The 21,505-nt window shown below is 62.9% G+C and carries 15 protein-coding genes; 9 read left to right on the forward strand and 6 right to left on the reverse strand.

Annotation, left to right across the window (positions count from 1 at the left end):
- Positions 1-255: 255 nt before the first annotated feature.
- The 5 genes from NKH33_RS08750 (at position 256) to NKH33_RS08770 (ending at position 6,217) form a co-directional block, all read left to right on the forward strand.
- Entirely contained in the window at positions 256-1,830 is a 1,575-nt protein-coding gene (locus NKH33_RS08750; protein ID WP_292654762.1) for a trimethylamine methyltransferase family protein, read from the forward strand.
- A gap of 148 nt (positions 1,831-1,978) precedes the next feature.
- Positions 1,979-2,608 (forward strand): hypothetical protein, encoded by a 630-nt coding sequence (locus tag NKH33_RS08755; protein ID WP_352817022.1) that lies wholly within the window; start codon positions 1,979-1,981, stop codon positions 2,606-2,608.
- Positions 2,609-2,712: 104 nt separating this feature from the next.
- Entirely contained in the window at positions 2,713-3,468 is a 756-nt protein-coding gene (locus tag NKH33_RS08760) for a dienelactone hydrolase family protein (protein ID WP_352817020.1), read from the forward strand.
- A gap of 68 nt (positions 3,469-3,536) precedes the next feature.
- Positions 3,537-4,097: an RNA polymerase sigma factor gene (locus NKH33_RS08765; protein ID WP_352452095.1), complete on the forward strand. Its 561-nt coding sequence runs from the start codon at positions 3,537-3,539 to the stop codon at positions 4,095-4,097.
- A gap of 2 nt (positions 4,098-4,099) precedes the next feature.
- Positions 4,100-6,217, forward strand: a complete 2,118-nt coding sequence (locus NKH33_RS08770) for a vWA domain-containing protein (protein ID WP_352918940.1) — start codon at positions 4,100-4,102, stop codon at positions 6,215-6,217.
- Between the two features lie 149 nt (positions 6,218-6,366).
- Here the strand turns inward: NKH33_RS08770 and bmt are convergent, their stop codons facing one another.
- Together bmt and NKH33_RS08780 are read right to left on the reverse strand one after the other, a co-directional pair.
- Positions 6,367-7,383 (reverse strand): betaine--homocysteine S-methyltransferase, encoded by a 1,017-nt coding sequence (gene bmt / locus NKH33_RS08775; protein WP_352454606.1) that lies wholly within the window; start codon positions 7,381-7,383, stop codon positions 6,367-6,369.
- A gap of 88 nt (positions 7,384-7,471) precedes the next feature.
- Positions 7,472-8,314 (reverse strand): helix-turn-helix domain-containing protein, encoded by an 843-nt coding sequence (locus NKH33_RS08780; RefSeq protein WP_352539665.1) that lies wholly within the window; start codon positions 8,312-8,314, stop codon positions 7,472-7,474.
- A 228-nt stretch (positions 8,315-8,542) separates the two neighbouring features.
- Here NKH33_RS08780 and NKH33_RS08785 point away from each other — a divergent pair, with 228 nt between their 5' ends.
- On the forward strand, positions 8,543-9,553 hold the full coding sequence (locus NKH33_RS08785; RefSeq protein WP_352918942.1) for a fatty acid desaturase: 1,011 nt from the start codon (positions 8,543-8,545) through the stop codon (positions 9,551-9,553).
- An 83-nt stretch (positions 9,554-9,636) separates the two neighbouring features.
- Complete coding sequence (locus tag NKH33_RS08790; RefSeq protein WP_352539667.1) at positions 9,637-10,437, forward strand: phosphate/phosphite/phosphonate ABC transporter substrate-binding protein; 801 nt, start codon at positions 9,637-9,639, stop codon at positions 10,435-10,437.
- A 109-nt stretch (positions 10,438-10,546) separates the two neighbouring features.
- Here the strand turns inward: NKH33_RS08790 and NKH33_RS08795 are convergent, their stop codons facing one another.
- The 4 genes from NKH33_RS08795 to NKH33_RS08810 all read right to left on the reverse strand — a co-directional run bounded on the left by NKH33_RS08795 (position 10,547) and on the right by NKH33_RS08810 (position 17,847).
- The gene (locus NKH33_RS08795) at positions 10,547-11,860 is read right to left on the reverse strand and encodes a M24 family metallopeptidase (protein WP_352614063.1); all 1,314 of its coding nucleotides are present in this window, start codon (positions 11,858-11,860) and stop codon (positions 10,547-10,549) included.
- Positions 11,861-11,885: 25 nt separating this feature from the next.
- Entirely contained in the window at positions 11,886-13,463 is a 1,578-nt protein-coding gene (locus NKH33_RS08800) for an ArnT family glycosyltransferase (protein ID WP_352918944.1), read from the reverse strand.
- Between the two features lie 88 nt (positions 13,464-13,551).
- Positions 13,552-16,137 (reverse strand): GcvT family protein, encoded by a 2,586-nt coding sequence (locus NKH33_RS08805; protein WP_352918946.1) that lies wholly within the window; start codon positions 16,135-16,137, stop codon positions 13,552-13,554.
- Between the two features lie 132 nt (positions 16,138-16,269).
- On the reverse strand, positions 16,270-17,847 hold the full coding sequence (locus tag NKH33_RS08810) for a trimethylamine methyltransferase family protein (RefSeq protein WP_352470303.1): 1,578 nt from the start codon (positions 17,845-17,847) through the stop codon (positions 16,270-16,272).
- Between the two features lie 208 nt (positions 17,848-18,055).
- Between NKH33_RS08810 and NKH33_RS08815 the strand changes: the two genes are divergently transcribed.
- A complete protein-coding gene (locus NKH33_RS08815) occupies positions 18,056-19,216 on the forward strand; it encodes an MFS transporter (RefSeq protein WP_352918948.1) in 1,161 nt (386 codons plus the stop codon).
- A 95-nt stretch (positions 19,217-19,311) separates the two neighbouring features.
- Entirely contained in the window at positions 19,312-21,381 is a 2,070-nt protein-coding gene (locus NKH33_RS08820; RefSeq protein ID WP_352918950.1) for a prolyl oligopeptidase family serine peptidase, read from the forward strand.
- Positions 21,382-21,505: the final 124 nt, after the last annotated feature.

The following is a 21,505-nucleotide window of genomic DNA, read 5'->3' on the forward strand; positions in this document are numbered from 1 at the left end:
CGTCAATACCTAACCCGCACGGGCCGGTTGTCCATAGCTGATTTGCGACTTCCCGCAAAACGAAAGCGACCGTAAATCTCTTGGAATTCTTGTCGATTTTGCGACAGGCGTTGGCGCTGGCGGGCCGTTTCGAATAGGGTGCATGGCTACGATCCGGCCAGAGACCGCAATATGCGGCCGCAAACGGATTTCAGGCCGGTACAACAGCCCGGCCGGAGTAAATCAGGCCAGAACGAAAGCCAGGGAAGAACGATTATGAGTGAGAACGCGCCGGTCGATCAGGAAGCGTCAAACGCACGGCGCGGGCGCGCTGCCAGCGGTGGCGCCGCAGCCCGACGGGCCGCGCGTTCGGGCGGCGGCCCCGGCACACAGCTCACCTATATCAAGCGCAAGATCAACGTCTATGAAGTGCTGGACGAGGAAGGGCTGGCGCTGATCGAAAAGAACACCGACACGGTGCTGGAGGAGATCGGCATCATCTTCCGCGACGACGCCGAGGCGCTGCAGCTTTGGAAAGAGGCGGGCGCCGACGTCAAGGGCGAGCGGGTGCATTTCCCCAAGGGCCTCTGCCGCTCGCTGTTGAAGACCGCTCCGTCCGTCTATACCCAGCACGCCCGCAACGGCGAGCGCTCGGTGCAGATCGGCGGCAACGCGACAGTGTTCGCGCCGGTCTATGGACCGCCCTTCGTGCGCGATCTCGACGGCGTCAGGCGCTATGCGACGATCGAGGATTTCCGGAATTTCGTGAAACTCGCCTATATGGCGCCGTCGATCCACCATTCGGGCGGCACGGTTTGCGAGCCGGTCGACGTGCCGGTCAACAAACGGCATCTCGACATGGTCTACAGCCATATCAAATATTCGGACAAGCCGTTCATGGGCTCGGTGACCGCGCCCGAGCGCGCGGAAGATACGGTGGCGATGGCCAAGATCGTGTTCGGTGACGATTTCGTCGAGAACAACACGGTGCTGACCAGCCTGATCAACGCCAACTCGCCGATGGTCTTCGACGAGACCATGCTGGGAGCGCTGAAGGTCTATTCGCGCCACAATCAGGCCTGTATCGTCACGCCGTTCATCCTTGCCGGTGCGATGAGCCCGGTGACGGTCGCCGGCACGCTGACCCAGGTTTTAGCCGAGGTTCTGGCGGGAGCGTCGTTCACCCAGCTGATCCGGCCGGGTGCGCCGGTGCTGTTCGGCACCTTCGCCTCGTCGATCTCGATGCAGTCGGGCGCGCCGACCTTCGGCACGCCGGAGCCGTCGCTGGTCTCGTATGGCGCCGCACAGCTTGCCCGTCGGCTCGGCCTGCCGTTTCGCACCGGCGGTTCGCTCTGTGCTTCAAAAATCCCCGATGCGCAGGCCGCCTACGAGAGCGCCAACACGCTGAACTCGACGATCCTCGCCGGCACCAACTTCGTGCTGCATTCGGCCGGCTGGCTCGAGGGCGGTCTCGCCTCCTGCTACGAAAAGTTCATGATGGATATCGACCAGCTCGGCATGACGCAGAAGTTCTCCGAGGGTGTCGACCTGTCGGAAAACGGCCAGGCGATGGACGCCATCCGCCAGGTCGGCCCGGGCAGCCACTATCTCGGCTGCGATCACACCCAGGCCAATTTCCAGACCGCGTTCTACCGTTCCAACATCGCCGATAACAATTCCTACGAGCAATGGCTGGCCGAAGGCGAAAAGACCGCGCCGCAGCGCGCCAACGAGCTCGCCCGCCGCTGGCTGGAGAGCTACGAGGCGCCGTATCTCGACCCGGGCATCGACGACGGGCTGAAGGACTTCATCGCCAGGAAGAAGGCGTCGATGGCCGACGCCTTCACCTGAAAGGAGCCCGAATCAGGCGGGGCTAAAGTCGCCAATATCATCCACAAGGAAGTCTGGCGGAGCGCCTTCTCCGACCCGGACAAGAAGGGGTGATCCCGAGCGCGGCATGACTCAAACAATCGCGGCGGCACTTTCCGTCCATGGCCTTATGCTTCGCGGCGGCTTCAATTTTGCAGGTGCTGAGGAGACACCTTCCGGTCTCTCCGGCGCTGCCGCCAGATCCGTTCTGCTGGTGGGGCAGGCGGGTGCCGCACCTTGGCCGCACTTCCTGCGCTGGTTGGAGAAACAGTCACAGCCGATCGACGATCCGCTCGACAGATGGTCTCGCGAAGTGATCGGCGCGGTGGCCGGAAAATTCGGGGCGCGCGCGGTTTCGCCCTCCGATAGGCCATATCTGCCTTTCCAGCAATGGGCGGTGCGGGCGGAGGGCTTGCGGCCGTCGCCGCTCGGCATCCTCATGCATCCGCAATACGGGCTCTGGCACGCCTATCGCGGCGCGCTGCTGTTCGAAAATGAGATTGCGCTCCAACAACCCCACGAGGTGGTTCACCTTTGCGATACATGTTTGGAAAAACCTTGCCTGAAATCCTGTCCGGTCGAGGCTTATTCTGCGAATGGTTTTGCACATGAAACCTGTCTGGCCCATGTGCGCGGGCAAAACGGCGCGTCCTGCCGGACCGGCGGCTGCCTTGATCGCAACGCCTGTCCTTACGGCACCGATTATCGCTATCCGGCCGAGGTTCAGGCCTTTCACATGGCAGCATTCGCGCGTCTGTAGCGTCGCCGAATGCCGCACGAAATCTTGAAGCAGATCGCCTCATTACAGCTTGCGGCGACGGTCAGCGCGGATATCTATCGCACGACACGTCAACGGAGCGGGCGATGGCCAAGCAAGCGATCCAGATTAAGACGAGTGACGGCATGGCCAAAGCCGGGCTGTTCCGCTCGGCAGCCCCAGCCAAGGCAGCGATCATCCTCTACATGGACGCTTTTGGCCCGCGACCGGCGCTCGACCAGATGGCGGAAAGGCTTACCGACGAAGGCTATGCGGTGCTGGTGCCGGACCTTTTTTACCGCAACGCGCCCTACGGCCCTTTCGAAGCCAAGACTGCGTTCAGTGACGAGAGGAGCAAGGCCGCAATCACAGGTCTCGTCGGCGGCACGACCCAGGAGATGACGATCCGCGACAGCGGCGCGTTCCTCGATGCGCTCGCTGCGCAAGGCCTGACCGGGCCGGTCGGCATTGTCGGCTACTGCATGGGCGGAGCGCGGGCGCTGAACGCGGCGGCCACCTATTCCGACCGCATCGCCGCTGCTGCCAGTTTCCACGGTGGCAATCTGGCCGGTGACGCCGCCGACAGTCCGCACCGGAAGGCCGCCTCACTCCAGGCAAGGGTCTATATCGGCACTGCCGGTGTCGACCGCAGCTTTCCGCCGGAGCAATCGGCGCGGCTCGCCGAAACACTGCGCGCCGCCGAGGTTGATCATGTCATAGAGAACTATGCCGGCATGGCGCATGGCTGGTGCATGCCGGACCATAGTGCCTTCGATGCAGCCGGCGCCGAACGCCACTGGAAGCGGCTGACGACGCTGTTTGCGGAGACGCTCGGCCAAGTCACGCCAACCATTACGACGTGACCGCCCACCAAAAAATTCTTTCCATCGCCCCAAGGAACCGCCATTAGCCTTCGTCCAACAGGCAAATGATGGCGATGATGCTGGACGAAAGCGAAGCCTCCGACGCCGAACTGATCGGACGGGCGAAGGGCGGAGACCGGGGTGCTTTCGGCAAGTTGCTCGAAAGGCACTATGGTTTCGTCTATCGCGCCGCCTATCGTTGGTGCGGGAAAAAGGCCGACGCCGAGGACATCGCCCAGGAAGTCTGCGTCCGGCTCGGCCGGGCGATCCGCGACTATCACGGCAGCGGTGCCTTCACGACGTGGCTCTACACCATGACGCTGAATGCGGCGCGCGACATGATGCGCAAGACCGCCCGCGAGACGGTCAAGACCGAGGCCTATGGCGCCTATGCGCTGATTTCGGGGGAAATCTCGGCTGAGCCGGAAGACCCGGCCGAGGCGCTCTGGGCAGCGGTGCGCAAGCTGCCGGACAAGCAGCGCGATGCGGTGCTGCTGGTTTATGGCGAAGGGCTGAGCCACGCCGCCGCCGCCGAGGCGATGGCGATCTCGGAGACGACGGTTTCCTGGCACATCCATGAAGCGAAGAAACGGCTGAAGACGCTGATGCGTTCAGCCGGGGAAGTGTGACCATGGTCGACGACAACGAACTCAACAGACTACGCGACATCGCAGCACCGGCGCCGGACTCGGACGCAAAGGCGCGTGCCCTCCAGGCTGCGCTGCGCGCCTATGACATGGAAGAAAAAACTTTGCCGGCCGCCCAAGGATCGGTGAGCGGGCTTCGTCTCACAGAGCGAGCACAAAGGCTCTGGAGCGAAATCATGCAAAAGAAACTCTTCGCCACGCCGGCCATTGCCGGGCTCGTTGCCCTGCCGATCGCCGGATACGCTACCATCTACATGCTTGGGGAATCCAAATTCGGCGGGCCCGAATTCGGCGGGGATAAGATCACCGAAACGCTGGCTGACAAGCCGGCGACCGTCAAACCGCCGGTCGTTGCCGAAGCGGACAAGCAGAAGAAGGCGGACGCCGACAGTGAAAGCCGTAACGCCGGCGAGGCGCTTGTGGCGCCGACATCGCCGCCGAAGGCGGAATCGACCGCAGTCGGCGGGCTGACGCAGCAGGATGTGCTCAGCCGCAATGCACCCGAACCGCAGCCGAGCAGCGAGCTTGCGTTGAACGGCGACGCAAGCTCCGCGGCCCCTTCAGCCGATGGCGGCGCGCGGGTCGGCCGCATGCCTGGCACGGTTGCCGAGCCCAAGCTGATGGCACAGCAGCCCGCCGCTGCGCCGGCCGACCAGATGCTGCCGCAAGAGGAAAACCGCGACCGCGTCGAGAATTTCAAGACCAACCCGGTGCATGCCGCACTTGAAGACCCGGTCTCGACCTTCTCGATCGATGTCGACACCGCTTCCTATTCCTTCGTCCGGCGCTCGCTGAAGGAAGGCTTTATCCCGCAGGCCGACACGGTTCGCGTCGAGGAGATGGTTAACTACTTCCCCTATGACTGGAAAGGCCCGGACTCCGCCTCGACGCCGTTCAACTCGACCGTCAGCGTCATGCCGTCGCCGTGGAACGAGCACACCAGGCTGATGCATGTCGCCATCAAGGGTTTCGACGTGAAGCCGGCCGAGCAGCCCAGGGCCAATCTGGTCTTCCTGATCGATGTGTCGGGGTCGATGAACGAGCAGGACAAGCTTCCGCTCCTGCAGTCGGCCTTCCGACTGCTGGTCAACAAGCTGAGACCTGACGACACCGTCTCGATCGTCACCTATGCGGGCGATGCCGGTACCGTGCTGGAGCCCACCAAGGCTTCGGAAAAGGACAAGATCCTCGCTGCCATCGACAATCTGACATCCGGCGGCTCGACGGCAGGCGAGGCCGGCATCAAGGAAGCCTACAGGCTGGCGCAGAAATCCTTCGTCAAGGACGGCATCAATCGGGTGATGCTCGCCACCGATGGCGACTTCAATGTCGGCCAGACCGACGACGACGACCTGAAGCGGCTGATCGAAAAGGAGCGCAAGACAGGCGTATTCCTGTCGGTGTTCGGCTTCGGCCGCGACAATCTGAACGACCAGATGATGCAGACCATCGCCCAGAACGGCAATGGCACTGCTGCCTACATCGATACGTTGGCGGAGGCCGAGAAGGTGCTGGTCGAGGATGCCTCCTCGACGCTGTTCACCATCGCCAAGGACGTGAAGATCCAGGTCGAGTTCAACCCGAACAAGGTCTCGGAGTACCGGCTGATTGGCTACGAAACCCGCGCCTTGAATCGAGAGGATTTCAACAATGACCGGGTCGATGCCGGCGAGATCGGCTCAGGTCATTCAGTCACCGCAATCTACGAGATCACGCCTAAGGGCAGCGGCGGCGAACAGATCGACCAGCTGCGCTACGGCCAGGCCTCGGTGAACAATGGCGGTGTCGCCAATGCCGACGAATATGCTTTCGTCAAGATCCGCTACAAACTGCCGAACGAGGACACCTCGAAGCTGATCACCACGCCGGTAACGTCAGCCAACGAGGTGGCGTCGTTCGACCAGGCCAGCACCGACCAGCGTTTCTCCGTTGCCGTTGCTGCGTTCGGCCAGAAGCTGCGCGACGAGGATGCGACCGCGAAGTTCGGCTACGACAAGATCATGGAGATTGCCACCGCTGCCAGGGGAGCCGACCCATTTGGGTACAGGTCCGAGTTCCTCTCGCTCGTGCGCCTTGCCTCGGCGCTCGGCGGTAACCGGTAGTGGCAATGACGGCCGGTTTCTTTCAGATGGGATCGTTCTGATAGGGGGAGCCGGCCTACGGGCGGGTGAGGCAGGCCGGCGAGGGAAACCTTGCCGGCCTTTTTTCGCGGCCGCACTGCTTCGCGCGGACCATGTCGCAGACGAAAGCGTCAGGCGCGTCCGCGGCGCCGCTCGCGGCGGGCTTCGCTGGTCTCGGCGACATTGACCGTAGCCTGCTTGTTGCGCATCGGGCCGATGCGTTCGACGATCTGCTCGACGGTCGGGCGATCCGACTTGGTGTGCGCATCGAGCGCCTTGCGCATTGCGGCGAGGTGCTGGAACGAGGTGCCGCAGCAGCCGCCGACGATTTTGGCGCCGGCATCGACGGCGAGGCGCACATAGTCGGCCATCAGCTCGGGTGTGCCGGAATAGTAGATCTCGGCACCGCGAAATTCGGGAATGCCGCAATTGCCCTTGACGATCACCGTTGCTTCCGGCTTCGCCTCGGTCATGTCGAGCAGCGACGCGAGAATGTCGGAGGCGCCGACACCGCAATTGGCGCCGACACCGAGCGGTGTCTGCGACAGGCCATCGACGACGCCGTGGATGTCCTTCGGCAGCAGTCCCATCATGGTGCGGCCGGCGGTGTCGAAGGAGCCGGTATAGGTATAGGGCAGGCCGACGCGGATGGCGGCTTCGGCGGCGGCGCGGATTTCGTCAGGCGCCGACATGGTTTCGATCCAGGCGACTTCGGCGCCGCCGGCCTTCAGCCCCTCAATCTGCTCGGCAAAGGCTTCGACCGCCTCGTCATAGGTCATGGCGCCGAGCGGCACCAGCAGCTCGCCGGTCGGGCCGACGGAGCCGGCCACGATCACCTTGCGGCCGGCGTTGCCGGCGACGGCGCTTGCGATCTCGGCCGCGCGCTTGTTCAGCGCATAGACCCGGTCCTGCGCGTGGTGCAGCTTGAGCCGATGGCGGGTGCCGCCAAAAGAGTTGGTCAGGATGATGTCGGCGCCGGCATCGACAAAGTTCTGGTGCAGGCTGGTGATGGTGTCGGGCGCGGTCTCGTTCAAGAGCTCGGGAGCCTCTCCGGCCTCAAGGCCCATGGCGAACAGATTCGTGCCGGTGGCGCCATCGGCGAGCAGGACGCCCTTTTCGGCAAGCAGAGCGTCGATCGGATTGGTCATGTGAAATACGCCTTCCCGGAAGAATAACTGAGATAAGGATATAAAGAATTCTTTATGTGCCGTCAATGTCGGCACGTAGAGCAACCGGTCAAAATCGCATCTCCGCCAGCTTTCGTGTGAAGCTGGCCGCTTCATGCGCGTTGACGTCCGCGGCACGGATCAGATTGTCGAAATGGCTGGTCAGGATGCGGATCGGCTGCGTGGCGTTCAGCACCAGATACATGTCGCCGACGTAAATGGCGGCGCGATAGGGCCCGAAGATGGTGTAGGGGATCGAATAGCGCATCCGCCCGTCATAGAGAAACAGGCGGAAGGTGGGATAGAGGTCGTCGAGCAGCGTCGCCATGTGCAGGAGCTGCTGGTGGCGGTCGGCCTCCGGAAAGCGGTCCCACACGCCCAGCCCGCGCGCGAAGATCTCCAGCGTGTGGCGCGGCATACAGACTTCCATGTCGGTTTCGGGCCGTCGGTTGTAGTCGATGCGGTACTGCGTCTCGCCGGCCTGTGCCTCGCGGCTCTTGTTGGCGATGACAGCTTCGTAGTCGACAAGCGCCTCGGTGCGCAGAAGATCGGGAATGCCGGCCGGCACATAGCGGATTTTCGTTCCCGCCGCCTCGGCATGCCAGCGAGCCAGCAGCGTGCGGTCGAAGCCGTCCGGCGCCTCCTCGATCTCAAGGCTCTCGCGGATTTCACCGGTGACGCCCTCATCGTGACTGAGGCCGAGCAGCCAGTCGAGCGAGACTTTGAATTCGGCGGCGATGTTGAGCAGCGTTTCAGCACGGGGAAGGCGGGTCGAGGCGCCGGAGAGCAGCTGCGACAGTGCCGAACGGTCAATGCCAACCGCGGCGGCGAAGGCTGATTGGTTCAAATCGGACCTTGTCAAGAGCATTTTCAGGCGCTCGCGAAAGATCGTCGACAGGTCGCGCTTGTCCAAATCGCTACCCCATTCAATAGGAGGAAAAATTTGCGCTTAAAGCCGCGAACGCGGGCTTCAGGCGCAAATGAATCCTGTTGGCTGTTTACAATACATAACATATGCAGCTGAAAATGCGCAATCGCAACAGTTTGTGCGCTTTATCGCGTTGCGCCGACGCAACGCTCCTGACACAATGTTGTCAGGAATCAAACGGGTTCCGGCGACTGGAAGGCAGTGGTCGATAGCATGACGAGCATGGGCAACAGGCGACACGGCGCAATGGCCATCGAATGGCCGACAGCATTTCTCGCACTTCTCTGCTACGGCGGCTGGCTCGCTACCGGCTTCCTGCTCTGGCCCTCTTACCCGCTGCTGGCACTCGCCTTTCTGACCCTGATTGCGGCGCTGCAATCCTCGCTGATGCACGAGGTCCTGCACGGCCACCCAACCCGGAATGCGCGGCTCAACGAAGCCTTTGTGTTCCTGCCGATTGGCCTTGTCTGGCCGTTTCGCCGGTTCAAGACCATTCATCTGCGCCACCATGCAGACGAGCGCCTGACCGATCCGCTCGATGATCCCGAAAGCTATTACAAGTCTCTCTGGCAGCACGAGGAGCTGCCGTCGGCGATGAAATTCCTGCTGAAGGTCAACAACACGATGATCGGGCGTTTGGTGCTAGGCCCGTGGCTTTCCTGCATCGGCTTTTTCATCGACGACGCCAAGCAGGTTGCCGCGGGCGACAAGTCCATCCGCAAGGCATGGCTGCTGCATGCGATCGGCCTCGTCGTGGTGCTGCCTGTCGTGCAGTTCGGCTTCGGCATGCCGTTATGGCTCTACATACTGGTGCCGGTGTGGCTTGGGCAGTCGCTGATTTCGATCCGCACCTACGCCGAGCACCAATGGTCTGAACATCCGGAAGGCCGCACGATCATCGTCGAGCGCTCGCCGCTGTCCTTCCTGTTCCTCAACAACAATCTGCATTTCGTCCATCACAAGAGCCCGACGGTGGCCTGGTACAGGCTGCCGAAGCTGTTCGCCGACCGCCGCGACGAATGGCTGCGGATGAACAATGGCTACGCCTATCCGAACTATTTCGCGCTGCTCAAGGCCTATGCCTTCAAGGCGAAGGAGCCGGTCGTCCATCCCGTGCTGCGGCGCATGCCGGAACCAGGACGCGCATTCAAGCCGCGCGTCAGGGCACGCAGCCTCAATGGGCTTGGCAGCGCACCGGTACCCGCCGAGCCGCCGAAAGAATGATTCTTGCGTTGTTGCAGGCGGTGCCGCGCGGACGACGCTTTCCTGACCTTGTCAATTTCCCCGCATAACGGTCAAATCCCGGCATGAGCGAATTCATTGCGGCTTTGCCGATGTACGACTGGCCGGAAGCGCGGGACGATGTCGACGCGCAATGGGCGCGGCTGCGCGATGCTTTCAGGCAAAAAGGCATCGATGCGCCGGAGACGATCATCCGCCGCACCGGCGATTTGCCCCCCGTACCTGGCGGTATTCGCGATGATCAGGGAAAACCCATCGCGCCCGATCCGGCGACATTGCCGCCGGACGAACTGGATTTTCACCAGCTCTGGCTGCATCCGGCGCTGCTCTTTGCACAAACCTGCTGGGGACCGATGGAACTCGGCCTGTCGCAGCGTGTCCAGCTCATCGGCCAGCCGCGTTACGACGCCTTCAAGGGTGGACAGGGCGAACTCTATTCGAGCGCCATCGTCATGAGGGCGGGCGAGGCACCGCCGGCAAGGGCGCCGGCCGACGGCGGTGCCGTCATTCCGCTCGATCAGCTTCGCAGCAAGCGCTTCACCTTCAACAGCCTCGATTCCATGTCGGGCATCATCGCGCCAGCCCGCGACCTGCAAGCATTGGGCGAGAGTTTGGATATCTTTTCCGGGCTGAGCGAAAGCTGTGGGCACCGTGCTTCGATCGTTGCCGTTGCCGAGGGCAGGGCGGACGTCGCGGCGATCGATTGCGAGAGCTGGGCGCTGGCGCAGCGTTTCGAGCCGGCGGCGCAGAAGGTGACGGTCGTCGGCTGGACAAGGCGGCGCAAAGGCTTGCCGTTCATCACCGCCAGGACGACGCCGGAAACGATCGTCGCCGCGATGCGCGAGGCGATCGCGGCGCTCACGTAAAGCGCGTCGCGTTCGGTCGGCCTCATGCGACGCGCTTTAGATTCTTGTTTTATGCATGTCGTTATCGCAAAGCCGCTGCACAGTTTTGCGCGACATGCATTAGCATCGCTCAGCCGCCAAGCAGCCGATTGTCGAGCGGGTAGGTCGAAAGCTTCTCGTAGCCGGTTTCAGTGATCAGGATCTGTTCTTCGATCTTGACGCCTTCGTAGCCGCCAAGCCGACCGATATAGCTCTCGACGCACAGCACCATGCCAGGTTCGAGCACTCCGTCCGGTGTGTCGTCGGTCCAGTCGCCAGCATGCGGCAAAGTCGGGTATTCGTCGGCAAGGCCGACGCCGTGATAGAGCACCCCGTAACGGGCCGGGAAGCAGTCTCCCGGTGGCACTGACGAGCCCTCGACGAGGTCGCGGAACGATATGCCCGGCCGCATCAGCTCCGTGTTGTGGGCGATCTGGTCGGCGGCGATGCGGAACAGGTCGCGCTGCTCCTGCGACGGCGGCGCGTCACCGCAAAGCCAGGTGCGCGAAAGGTCGGCGCAGAAGCCGTAAGGACCGATCAGGTCGGTGTCGAAAGCGACGAGCTCGCCGGCCTTGATCGTCCGCGACGAACACTCCTGGAACCATGGATTGGTGCGCGGACCCGACGACAGGAGCCGGGTTTCGATCCATTCGCCGCCGCGCGCGATGTTGCCGCGATGGAGTTCGGCCCACAATTCGTTCTCGGAGATGCCAGGCCTCAACGCCTTCTCCATCTCGCCCATTGCCGCCTCGCAAGCGGCGATCGCCCGGCGCATGGCAAGGATTTCGTCGGGCGATTTGATCAGCCGCGCATTTTCCATCACCGCCTCGCCATTGCCGGTCGAGATGCCGAGGCGGGCGAGCTCTTCGATGCCCTCGGGATTGATGTGGTCGACTGCGATGCGGCGATTGCCGCCGCCATGTTCCAATACCAGGTCGGCGATGCCGGCTGCCCAGCGGCGGGCTTTTTGGCCGGTCAGCTCGCCGCTGTACAGATAAGCCCACGACACCGCCGGCCGCACCTCGTCGACGACGCCGGAATGATCGGAAAGGTGCTCGCAGGAGAAATAGTCGAACAGCACCACCGGGCCATCGGTGGCAACGAAACAATGCCTGGTCCGATTGTGTGCGACCCAGAGCTGCATGTTGGTTGCGTCGGTGGCATAGCGGATATTGACCGGATCGTAGAGCAGGGCTCCCGCATAGTCGCGGCGCTTCAGCTCGGCGCGGATGCGCTCGAGCCGATATCGGCGCATGGCGGGCAGGTCAGGAGCAGCAATGCCCGCCGCCTGCCATTCGACTTCCGCCAGCGCTCCATAGCCCAGCGCATGCTGGTTGAGTTCAGCGGCCTTCAGCCGCGATTTTTTGTGCAGCACATCGTTCGAGCCGTCCGGCTCGAACGGCATGATCTTGCGGTGATGACGGGGCCGGTCAGTCGGGTTCCTGTCCACCCTCGGCTCCTCCGCTAACGCCTTCCTTGGGCGCCGTGGTTTCTCCCACCGCCATTCTCTTCAATCTTACATAGGCGCCGGCCCGGGCGGACTTGCCGGTGCCGCGCAACAGCGGAACCATCATTTGCCGTGGTTGGCCGTCCGGCTCATAGCCGGCCGCTTTGAGCTGCTCCAAAATGACCGGACGCGGATCGTCTCGGTCAAGCCAGACGAGTACGGCCGGCTCCTGCATCAGCGTTTCGAAATTAGGCACTTCCTGGTCAAGTGCGACCAGGTTTTCATCGACCAACCGCAGGTTTCCGACCCATGCACCATCAGATATTGCGGTTTTGACCGGTCCGTCCGCAGTCAGTTGGCGATAGAGGGCGGGGTAATCCACGCGGATCATCCGCGAGAGGCCACTGGTCCCGTTTATCTGGACGTACCAGGTGGCGGGCGCGAGCAGCACGGCGATGATCGCTCCAGCCGCGATCACCAGGAGCTGCGCATTCCTGCCGCGCGGCGCCAGCCGTTCCATAGTGGCGACGATGGCCAGCGGCAACATGAACAGGACCGGTAGCAGCCAGCGGTCCTTGACCACCGTCACGCCGGTGGCAAGTACAAGTACTGCAAGCATGGCCAAGCCGAGCGCCAAGGTACGCCACAACAGAATTTCGCTTGCCGGACCTTTCGGGTGCCGCTCGGAGAAACGGAACTTCGCCAGCCAGAACGTGAGGGCGGAAACGAGCACCGGCAAGACCGCGAAATTGAAGGTGCCCATGATAAACTTGCCGGCGCCGACAAAGGCCGCCGCCACGCGCCCTTGTTGCGCGTCTATTCCGAACTTCTCGCCTCTCGACAATAAATCGGCGGGATGCATGAGGCTCCAATAGGTGGTTGGCGCCAGCACCAATATCGCGACCGCTATGCTGATGGCGAACTTCGGATCGAGAATCGCGCTGCGCCATTCGCGCAGCGACAGCACGGCCGCAACAAGGGCCACCACGAGGAAGACATCATTATATTTGGCAAGAATTGCCGCCGCCGTGGCCAGGCCAAACGCCGCATAGGCGATCATGCTTCGCCGCTCGAGAAGATAGGCCATGGCCAGCAGGAGCAGCGAGCAGAAGCCGACGACGGCGACGGAATGCGACAAGGCGCGCTGCGATTCCCAGACGATCTGCGGGATCGTAAACAGGCCGAACATGGCCGCCGCCGCTGTCGCTTTGGTGTAGCTGAACCGCCGCATGGCGGCGAACACGCTGCAGGCGGCAAGGAACAGCACGGAGTATTTGACGAGCTTCAGCGTGAAGATACTGGTGCCGAAAACATGCGCGGCCAGCCAGTTGATCCAGGTGTACAGGGGTGGTTGCGAGCCGCCATATCCAGCCCAGAGATACGGAACATAGATCAGCTGCTCCGCATCATCGATGCCGACGCCGGTTCCCGCCCAAGAGCTCAACAGGGACAGTATGATGGTCTGCAAGGCAAAGTAAGCCGCGACCATGACGATCGCCGCCGGGAAGGGGCCGATCCGTCCCTCGGCCAGCCACTCGGCCCATCTCAGATTGTACTTCAATGAAATCTCATCGCCCTTGCCAGCAGAGTGTTGCCGGCTGCGCTAGCATGAAGAGTATGCTCCGCACAATGCGACCGGCTGGCTGCGCCTACGTCCTCATCTTTTCGCCGCTCGGGTCGAAAGGCGGTTCGACATTGACGCGTGCGGGACGCCGGTGCCCGAGGATTTCGATCTCGAACAGGCCGGCGCTCTCGTTCTCGGCAAGCGCCGCCGGTACATATCCCTGCGCCATCGACTTCTCGACATAATGCGCATAGCCGCCGGAGGTGACCCAGCCGACCACGCGCCAGTCGCCGTCGACAATGCCGCGCACGGCAGACGCGCCTTCGGCGGCGTTCGAGCCGCGCACTTCCTTGCCGCCCGCGTCGAAGCGCGGCGCGCCATAGCCATGCGGCTTTTCCACGGTGCCGTAATCCTTGCCGCCGACCTTGGCCCAGATCGGCTCGTCGCCCATGACGTCTGCATCCGCGGCATCGACGATGAAGGAGACACGGCGCAGTTTCGGCCCTTCTGCCTGTTCCTTGGCCGCTGCTTCCCGGCCGATGAAGTCGTTCTTCTCCAGCTTGATGAAGCGGTCCATCGAGCCTTCGAACGGTCCGTAGATCGGACGTAGCTCGCGGAACCAGGTCGGGAAGTTCTTTTCAAGGCGCATAGAGAGCAAAGCCCGCATGCCGAAATCGACAAGCCCAAACTCTTCGCCAGCCTCCTTGATCGCCTTGTAGACCAAGCGCTGGTAGGCAGGCGCCATCCATATCTCGTAGCCGAGGTCGCCGGTGTAGGTGATGCGATTGACCATGCAGGGCGCGCCGCCGACCGCCATTTCGCGGAAATCCATAAAGCGGAAGGCCGTGGTCGAGATGTCGACATCGACCAGTTTCTGCAGCAGGTCGCGGGATTTCGGCCCGGCGATGGAGAGACCGACCAGCGTCTGGTCGAAGCGGTGGATGCGGATGCTTCCGTCCTTCGGCAGATGCTTCTCGAACCAGCGCATGTGGTATTTTTGCGCTGCCGAAGAACCCCATATCATGAAGCGTTCTTCCCCACCCCTTGGGCTCGCCTTGGCGATGGTGAAGTCCCCGATCAGCCGGCCGAACTCGTTCAGCATGGGCGTCAGCACGATGCGGCCGGTCTTCGGCATGCGATTGGTCATCAGACGGTTGAGGAAGTCCTCGGCCCCTGGTCCGGAGACTTCGTATTTGGCGAAGTTGGCGATCTCGGTGACGCCGACCTTCTCGCGGGTGGCGCGCACTTCCTCGCCGATCGGGCCGAAATCATTGGAGCGGTGGAAGGACACAACGTCCTTCGGCTCCGAGCCTCTCGGCGCGAACCAGAGCGGGGTTTCGAGACCCCAGCTGTCGCCCATGACGGCGTTGTTGGCGATCATGGTGTCGTAAAGCGGGGTCGTCTGCGCTGGTCTTGCCGCCGGTAATTCCTCGTTGGGAAAGCGGATGGAGAAACGGCGCGAATAATTTTCGCGGACCTTTGCGTTGGTATAGCGCAGCGTTGCCCATTCGCCGAAGCGCGCAACGTCCATGCCCCAGACGTCGAAGCCGGGGTCGCCATGGACCATCCAGTTCGACAGCGCCAGGCCGACGCCGCCGCCCTGGCTGAAGCCGGCCATGACGGCGCAGGCGCACCAGAAATTGGTCAGGCCCTGCACCGGGCCGACCAGCGGGTTGCCGTCCAGCGCGAAGGTGAAGGGGCCGTTGATGATCTGCTTGATGCCGGCCTTTTCGATGCCGGGGAAATGCTTGAAGCCGATCTCGAGCGACGGCGCGATGCGGTCGATGTCTGGCTGCAGCAGCTCGTGGCCGAAATCCCAGGGCGTGCTGACCGGCGACCACGGCTTGCAGGCCTTTTCATAGGTGCCGAGCAGGATGCCGTTGCGCTCCTGGCGGGTATAGATCTCGCCCTTGAAATCGAGCACGCCAATCATCTCGCGGCCGGTCGAATTGTTGAATTCCTCGACCTCCGGCATCGGCTCGGTCAGGAGATACATATGCTCCATGGCCAGCACCGGCAGTTCGATGCCGACCATGCGACCGATCTCGCGCGCCCACAGGCCGCCGCAGTTGACCACATGCTCGGCTTTGACTGTGCCTTGCTCAGTGACGACGTTCCAGGTGCCGTCGACCTCCTGCGTCAGTTCCACGACGCGGTTGCGCAGTACGATCTCGGCGCCTAGCTTCCTGGCGGCCTTGGCATACGCATGGGTGGTGCCGGAAGGGTCGAGATGGCCCTCGACTGGATCCCACATGGCGCCGACGAAATTCGTCTCGTCCATCAGCGGGAACATTGCCTTGGCTTCGGACGGCGTGATCAGTTCGGTGTCCATGCCGAGATAGCGGCCCTTGGCGTGGGCGAGCCGCAAGAAGTCCATGCGCTCGGGCGTGTCGGCCATCATCACGCCGCCGGTCAGGTGCAGCGAGCAGGATTGACCGGAAATCTCCTCGATCTCCTTGTAAAGCTGCACCGTATAGGCCTGCAGCTTGGCGACGTTGGGGTCGCCGTTCAGCGTATGGAAGCCGCCCGCCGCATGCCAGGACGAGCCGGAAGTGAGCTCCGAACGCTCGATCAGCATGATGTCGGTCCAGCCAGATTTGGCCAGATGATAGAGCACCGAGCAGCCAACGACGCCGCCGCCGATGACAACCGCTTTTGCATGAGATTTCATGAAGATAGATCCGTTTTTGAAGAGATTGAATCGAGTGAGCGGGGCGCGAAAACAAAGCGGAGATGGGATACAGCGATGTTTCGGGCCAGCCTGCCATCAAGACGGAGTGGGGGTCGACTACTCATCAGATGATCAAAAATCGGTCGGCGCGCCGCCTTCGGCCCGGCGCTTGTCGACGAAGGCGTTGAGCTCCTCCCGGATTGCCGGATCCATGTAAGGCTCTTCATAGGAGGCCAGCCGTTCCTTCCAGACGCGATTGGCCTTTTCGAGCGCCGTCGGCGATCCGGCCTCCGCCCAACTCTCGAAATTGCGCCAGTCCGAGATAATAGGCGCATAGAACGCGGTCTTGTAGCGGTCCTGCGTGTGCTGGGTGCCGAAGAAATGGCCGCCGGGGCCGACGGACTGTATGGCGTCGAAACCGAGTGCTTCCTCGGAAAGATCGAGCGGCGTCAGGAACTCTGCGACCATCTGCAACAGGTCTATATCCAGGATGGTCTTCTCATAGGAGCAGCGCAGGCCGCCTTCGAGCCAGCCGGCGGCATGCATCATCAGGTTGCCGCCGCCCTGGATGGCGCCCCACAGCGAGAACACACTTTCATAGGCGGCCTGCGCGTCGACCGTGTTGGCTGCGCAGGTGTTGGAGGTGCGGTAGGGGATGTTGTAGCGGCGGGCGAGCTGCCCGCCGACCAGCTGCGCCTTCATATATTCCGGCGTGCCGAAGGCCGGCGCGCCGGACTTCATGTCCACATTCGAGGTGAAGCCGCCGTAGCCGACAGGCGCGCCCTTGCGCACCATCTGCGCGAAGGCGATGCCGGACAGCGCCTCGGCATTCTGTTGCACCAGCGCGCCGGCAATCGTCACCGGCGCCATAGCGCCGGACAGGGTGAACGGCGTCACGATGACCACCTGGCCCTTGCTCGACATCTGGATGATGCCTTCCATCATCGGCACGTCGAGCTTGAGCGGCGAATTGGTGTTGATGATGGTGAATACCGACGGCTCCGCAAGCAACTGCTCATGGCTGATGCCACGTGCGATCCTGGTGATCTCGATGCCGTCGACGTTGCGCTCCTTGCCGAGCGAATAGATGTGGAACATCTTGTCGGTCAGCGTGGCGAGGTCACGTATGCATTCAAGGTGGCGGACGGACGGATGGATGTCGATCGGCTCGACCGGATAGCCGCCCGTGCAGTTCAATATGTTGTGCATCTGCGCAAGCTTGAGGAAGTTGCGGTAGTCCTGCTGGTTGCCCGGCCGGCGGCCGCGGTCGACGTCGGAGCAATTGGGCGCCGACGCCATCATCGAGATGATCAGATTATCGCCGCCGAAGCGCACGTTGTGCGCCGGGTTGCGGGCGTGGATGGTGAATTCCGGCGGGCAGTGCGCAACCAGTTCCAGGATCATGTCACTGTCGAAGCGCACCCGCTCGCCGCCTTCGCGTACATCGGCGCCATGCGCCTTCATGATGCGCCGGGCTTCGTCATGCAGCACGTCGACGCCGATTTCCCGCAGCACGCGCAGAGAGGCGAGGTGGATAGATTCCAGCTCGTCGTCGGAAACCAGCCGGGTCGGCGCCAGCGGGTTCTTCAACTGCCGAAACGGCGGCTGCTCGAACGCCGCCGATCCGCCGGCACGCTTTCCCGCGCGGCCGCCGCGACGGGCGCGGTCGTTTGCCAATGCAGGTTCGGCGGGCTGAATGGCGGCGGTCATGATAGTCCTCGTACGCTGCGGCAATGCGGCGGCATAATGGACTGCCGGCCGGCCAGTCATTGCGGAGGCGGCGACCACTAGGACGAGGGAAGCGACATGCCTGAAGGGCAGCCGGAGGGATCGTCAGGCTCCTATCTCTTCCGGCTGGCGCAAGCGGTTTTCGTTGCCGGTGCTTACCGCGATGAAAGCGAAACGCTAGTCCTGCATCATGGACCGGGCGGAACAGGACAGCGGCGAGACAGTGCAATGGGCGGCGATCACCGGCGTGATCGCCACCGTCTCGGTGTTCTCCATCGCGCAAGGGCTGAGCTATCCGCTGTTGAGCTTCATCCTGCAGCGCCAGGGCGTCTCGCCGGCCATGATCGGCCTGTCGGCGGCAATGACGCCGATCGGCTTCATCGTCTCGTCGCCGCTGGTTCCGGCGCTGGCACGGCGTTTCGGGGCAGGGCGCACCGCGCTTACTTGCGCGGCACTTTCCGCGCTGGTGCTGGCGCTGATCGGCTGGACGCAAAATGTCTATCTGTGGTTTCCTCTGCGCTTTTTGATCGGCGCCGTCACCAACCCGCTCTACGTGCTGAGCGAAGTCTGGGTGATCGCACTGGCGCCGCCGACACGCCGCGGCCGCGTCATGGGCATCTATTCGACCATCATTTCGGCGGGCTTTGCGGCGGGGCCACTGTGCCTGCTTGCGGTCGGCACCGAGGGATGGCCGCCGTTTCTCGTCGGCATCACCGCATTCCTGTTTTGCGGCACCTGCCTCGCCTCAGTGCTGGCACGGCTGCCCAAGGTCGACGAGAGCGGGCACCGCGTTTCGGTGCTGGGGTTTGTGCCGCAGGCGTGGCTGCTGTTATCGGCGGTGATCGTGGCCGCCGGTTTCGAACAGGCGGTGCTCGCCTTGCTGCCGGTCTACGGAACACATTATGGCATCGCCGAAGCGCGCATGTCGGCGCTGCTGTCGGTGATGATCGCCGGCAACATCGCTATGCAGGTGCCGCTCGGCCTGCTGGCGGAACGACTGACGGCGCGGCTGGTGCGGTTCATCTGTGTTTCGATGACGGTGCTCGGATGCGTTCTGTTGCCGGTTCTCATCGAGACGCCGCTGATCTGGCCGTGCGTCTTCATCTGGGGCGCGGTTTCCTACGGCATTTACACGATGTCGATCATTGAACTCGGCGAGCGGTTCACCGGCTCGGCACTGGTCGCCGGCAACGCCGCCTTCTCGCTGATGTGGGGCGTCGGCGGCATCGCCGTGCCGCCGCTGGCGGGCAGCGCCATGGATGTTGTTGGCGCCGGCGGCCTGCCAATGACGCTCGGTGCCATTTGCCTGGCGCTGGCAGTTGTAACGGTCATTCGAAGACGGATGGTGTGAATGCCAGAAAGCCGCCGTCTCTGACGAATGACTTGAATATAAGCGGCCCCATGTCGATCTTGGCTATGCCGCCGCCCGACTCAACCGGAGACGTCATGACCAAATCGAATACCAAGGGCCAGCCGGGTTCGGCGGCCGAAGACCCGTTTCTCTGGCTTGAGGACAGGAGGGGCAAGCAGGCGCTCGACTGGGTGCATCACCAAAATGCAGTTACGGTCGGGGAGCTGCAGGGTGATCCGTCCTATCAGACGTCGTTCGAGACGGCGCTCGACCTGATGACAGCCGAGGATAACATCGCCGTCGGGGCCGCTATCAACGGCTATGTCTATAATTTCTGGCAGGACCGGACGAACGTACTCGGCCTCTGGCGGCGCACCACCGTCGCCTCCTACAAGACCGACAAGCCGGAATGGCAGACGATCATCGACTTCGACAGTCTGGCGGCGAAAGAGGGGGTGAAATGGGTGTTCAGCGGCGCCAGCTGGCTCTACCCCGACTTCAGCCGCTGCCTGCTCAACCTGTCGCCGGATGGCGGCGATGCTAGCGAGATGCGCGAATTCGATATCGAACGCAGATCGTTCGTCGATGGCGGCTTTCGCGCTCCTGCCTCGAAATCGAGCTTTAGCTGGCTGGACGAGGACACGGTTATCGTTTCCGCCGCCTTCGAGGAGGACGACAAGACCCAGTCCGGTTATCCGCGCGTGGTCAAGCTTTGGCGGCGCGGCACGCCACTGGAAGCGGCGATGCCGATCTTCGAGGCGCTGAAGCAGGATCTTGCCGCCGGCGGGTCCGTCGAATTCGACGGCGACAAGCGTCATGTCTTCCTCGCCCGAACCATCGACTTCTTCGCCTCGCACAGTTTCCTGCGGCTGCCTTCCGGCGAGAACAGGCGCATCCCGTTGCCGGACGACGTCACCGATACAGCGCTGTTCAAAGGCCAGCTCGTCTTCGGCGTGCGTACCCCGTGGACTGCGCCGGACGGCACGCTGTGTAAGCCCGACGGGCTCTATTCACTCGATTTCGAGCGCTGGATCGAAACCGGGCTATTCGGATCCCTCGGTACCGTGCTCGAGCCGGCGCACCGTGTCTCGATCGCCGGTATTGCCCGCACGCAGGACCGGCTGTTCATCAATTTGATGGATAATGTGCGCGGCAAGGTCGTCGCCGGCAAGCGCAGCGACAGCGGCTGGGAGTTCAAGCCCGTGGCGTTGCCTGAAAACGGCAATGTCGGCATCAGCCATGCCGAGCATTTCGGTTCCAGCGTCTCCTTCTCCTTCACCGATTTCCTGACGCCGAGCTCGATCATCTGGTCGGACGACAACGCCGCGGGGCTGGCAACGGTGAAGTCGCAGCCGGCGCGTTTCGATGCGTCGTCCCTGGTCTCCGAACAGTTCGAGGCGCGCTCGAAGGATGGCACGATGATCCCGTACTTCGTCGTCAGGAGGCGCGACTTGCATGGACCCGTGCCGACATTGCTTTACGGCTATGGCGGCTTCGAAGTGCCGCTGCTGCCCGGCTATGCCGGCGTGCGCGGCAGGCTGTGGCTGGAGAAGGGCAATGCCTATGTACAGGCCAACATCCGCGGCGGCGGCGAGTTCGGCCCGAACTGGCATCAGGCGGCGCTCAAGGCCAATCGCCAGAATGCCTTCGACGATTTCGCCGCGGTCGCGCAAGATCTGGTCCAACGCGGCATCGCTACGCCCGCCACGCTGGGCATCCAGGGCGGATCGAATGGTGGCTTGCTGACCGGCGTCTCGCTGACCCAGCACCCGGAATTGTTCGGTGCAGTGATCATCGACGTGCCGCTGCTCGATATGCTGCGTTACACCGAGCTGCCGCCCGGCGCGTCATGGATGGCCGAGTATGGCGATCCGGCGAAGCCAGAAGAGGCAGCCTGGCTCGCCGCCTATTCGCCCTACCAGCATGTAGACACGGATGCAGCCTATCCGCCGGTGTTGCTGACGACCTCGACCGCCGACGATCGCGTCCATCCCGGCCATGCCCGCAAGATGGCGGCACGGCTGCAGGCGGCCGGCCACGGCAAGACGCTGTTCTTCGAGGAGACCGAAGGCGGCCATGGTGGACGCGGCGACCGGCGGCCGCAGGCCGCACAGGCGGCGATGAAGTACGTCTTCCTGCAGCGGGCCCTGACTGGCACCAATTGACTGGCACCAATTGACTGGCACCAATTGACCGGCGTCGCTTGACCGGCACGGCTTGAACTGAGGGCTCGAGGCAGCCTAAGGTACATGCATGGCTCGGCTGGCGAAATCGGGTTGCGCATTTGGG

The organism is Mesorhizobium sp. M1182 (genome assembly GCF_040318335.1).
Lineage (GTDB): Bacteria > Pseudomonadota > Alphaproteobacteria > Rhizobiales > Rhizobiaceae > Mesorhizobium.

What these genes read in the sequence shown, in the direction of transcription:
- NKH33_RS08790 (WP_352539667.1), top strand. Translation starts at nt 9,637, where the DNA reads ATGAGCGAATTCATTGCGGCTTTGCCGATGTACGACTGGCCGGAAGCG.
- NKH33_RS08760 (WP_352817020.1), top strand. Translation starts at nt 2,713, where the DNA reads ATGGCCAAGCAAGCGATCCAGATTAAGACGAGTGACGGCATGGCCAAA.
- NKH33_RS08815 (WP_352918948.1), top strand. Translation starts at nt 18,056, where the DNA reads ATGGACCGGGCGGAACAGGACAGCGGCGAGACAGTGCAATGGGCGGCG.
- bmt (WP_352454606.1), bottom strand. Translation starts at nt 7,383, where the DNA reads ATGACCAATCCGATCGACGCTCTGCTTGCCGAAAAGGGCGTCCTGCTC.
- NKH33_RS08820 (WP_352918950.1), top strand. Translation starts at nt 19,312, where the DNA reads ATGACCAAATCGAATACCAAGGGCCAGCCGGGTTCGGCGGCCGAAGAC.
- NKH33_RS08805 (WP_352918946.1), bottom strand. Translation starts at nt 16,137, where the DNA reads ATGAAATCTCATGCAAAAGCGGTTGTCATCGGCGGCGGCGTCGTTGGC.
- NKH33_RS08755 (WP_352817022.1), top strand. Translation starts at nt 1,979, where the DNA reads ATGCTTCGCGGCGGCTTCAATTTTGCAGGTGCTGAGGAGACACCTTCC.
- NKH33_RS08765 (WP_352452095.1), top strand. Translation starts at nt 3,537, where the DNA reads ATGGCGATGATGCTGGACGAAAGCGAAGCCTCCGACGCCGAACTGATC.
- NKH33_RS08795 (WP_352614063.1), bottom strand. Translation starts at nt 11,860, where the DNA reads ATGCCGTTCGAGCCGGACGGCTCGAACGATGTGCTGCACAAAAAATCG.
- NKH33_RS08785 (WP_352918942.1), top strand. Translation starts at nt 8,543, where the DNA reads ATGACGAGCATGGGCAACAGGCGACACGGCGCAATGGCCATCGAATGG.
- NKH33_RS08810 (WP_352470303.1), bottom strand. Translation starts at nt 17,847, where the DNA reads ATGACCGCCGCCATTCAGCCCGCCGAACCTGCATTGGCAAACGACCGC.
- NKH33_RS08770 (WP_352918940.1), top strand. Translation starts at nt 4,100, where the DNA reads ATGGTCGACGACAACGAACTCAACAGACTACGCGACATCGCAGCACCG.
- NKH33_RS08750 (WP_292654762.1), top strand. Translation starts at nt 256, where the DNA reads ATGAGTGAGAACGCGCCGGTCGATCAGGAAGCGTCAAACGCACGGCGC.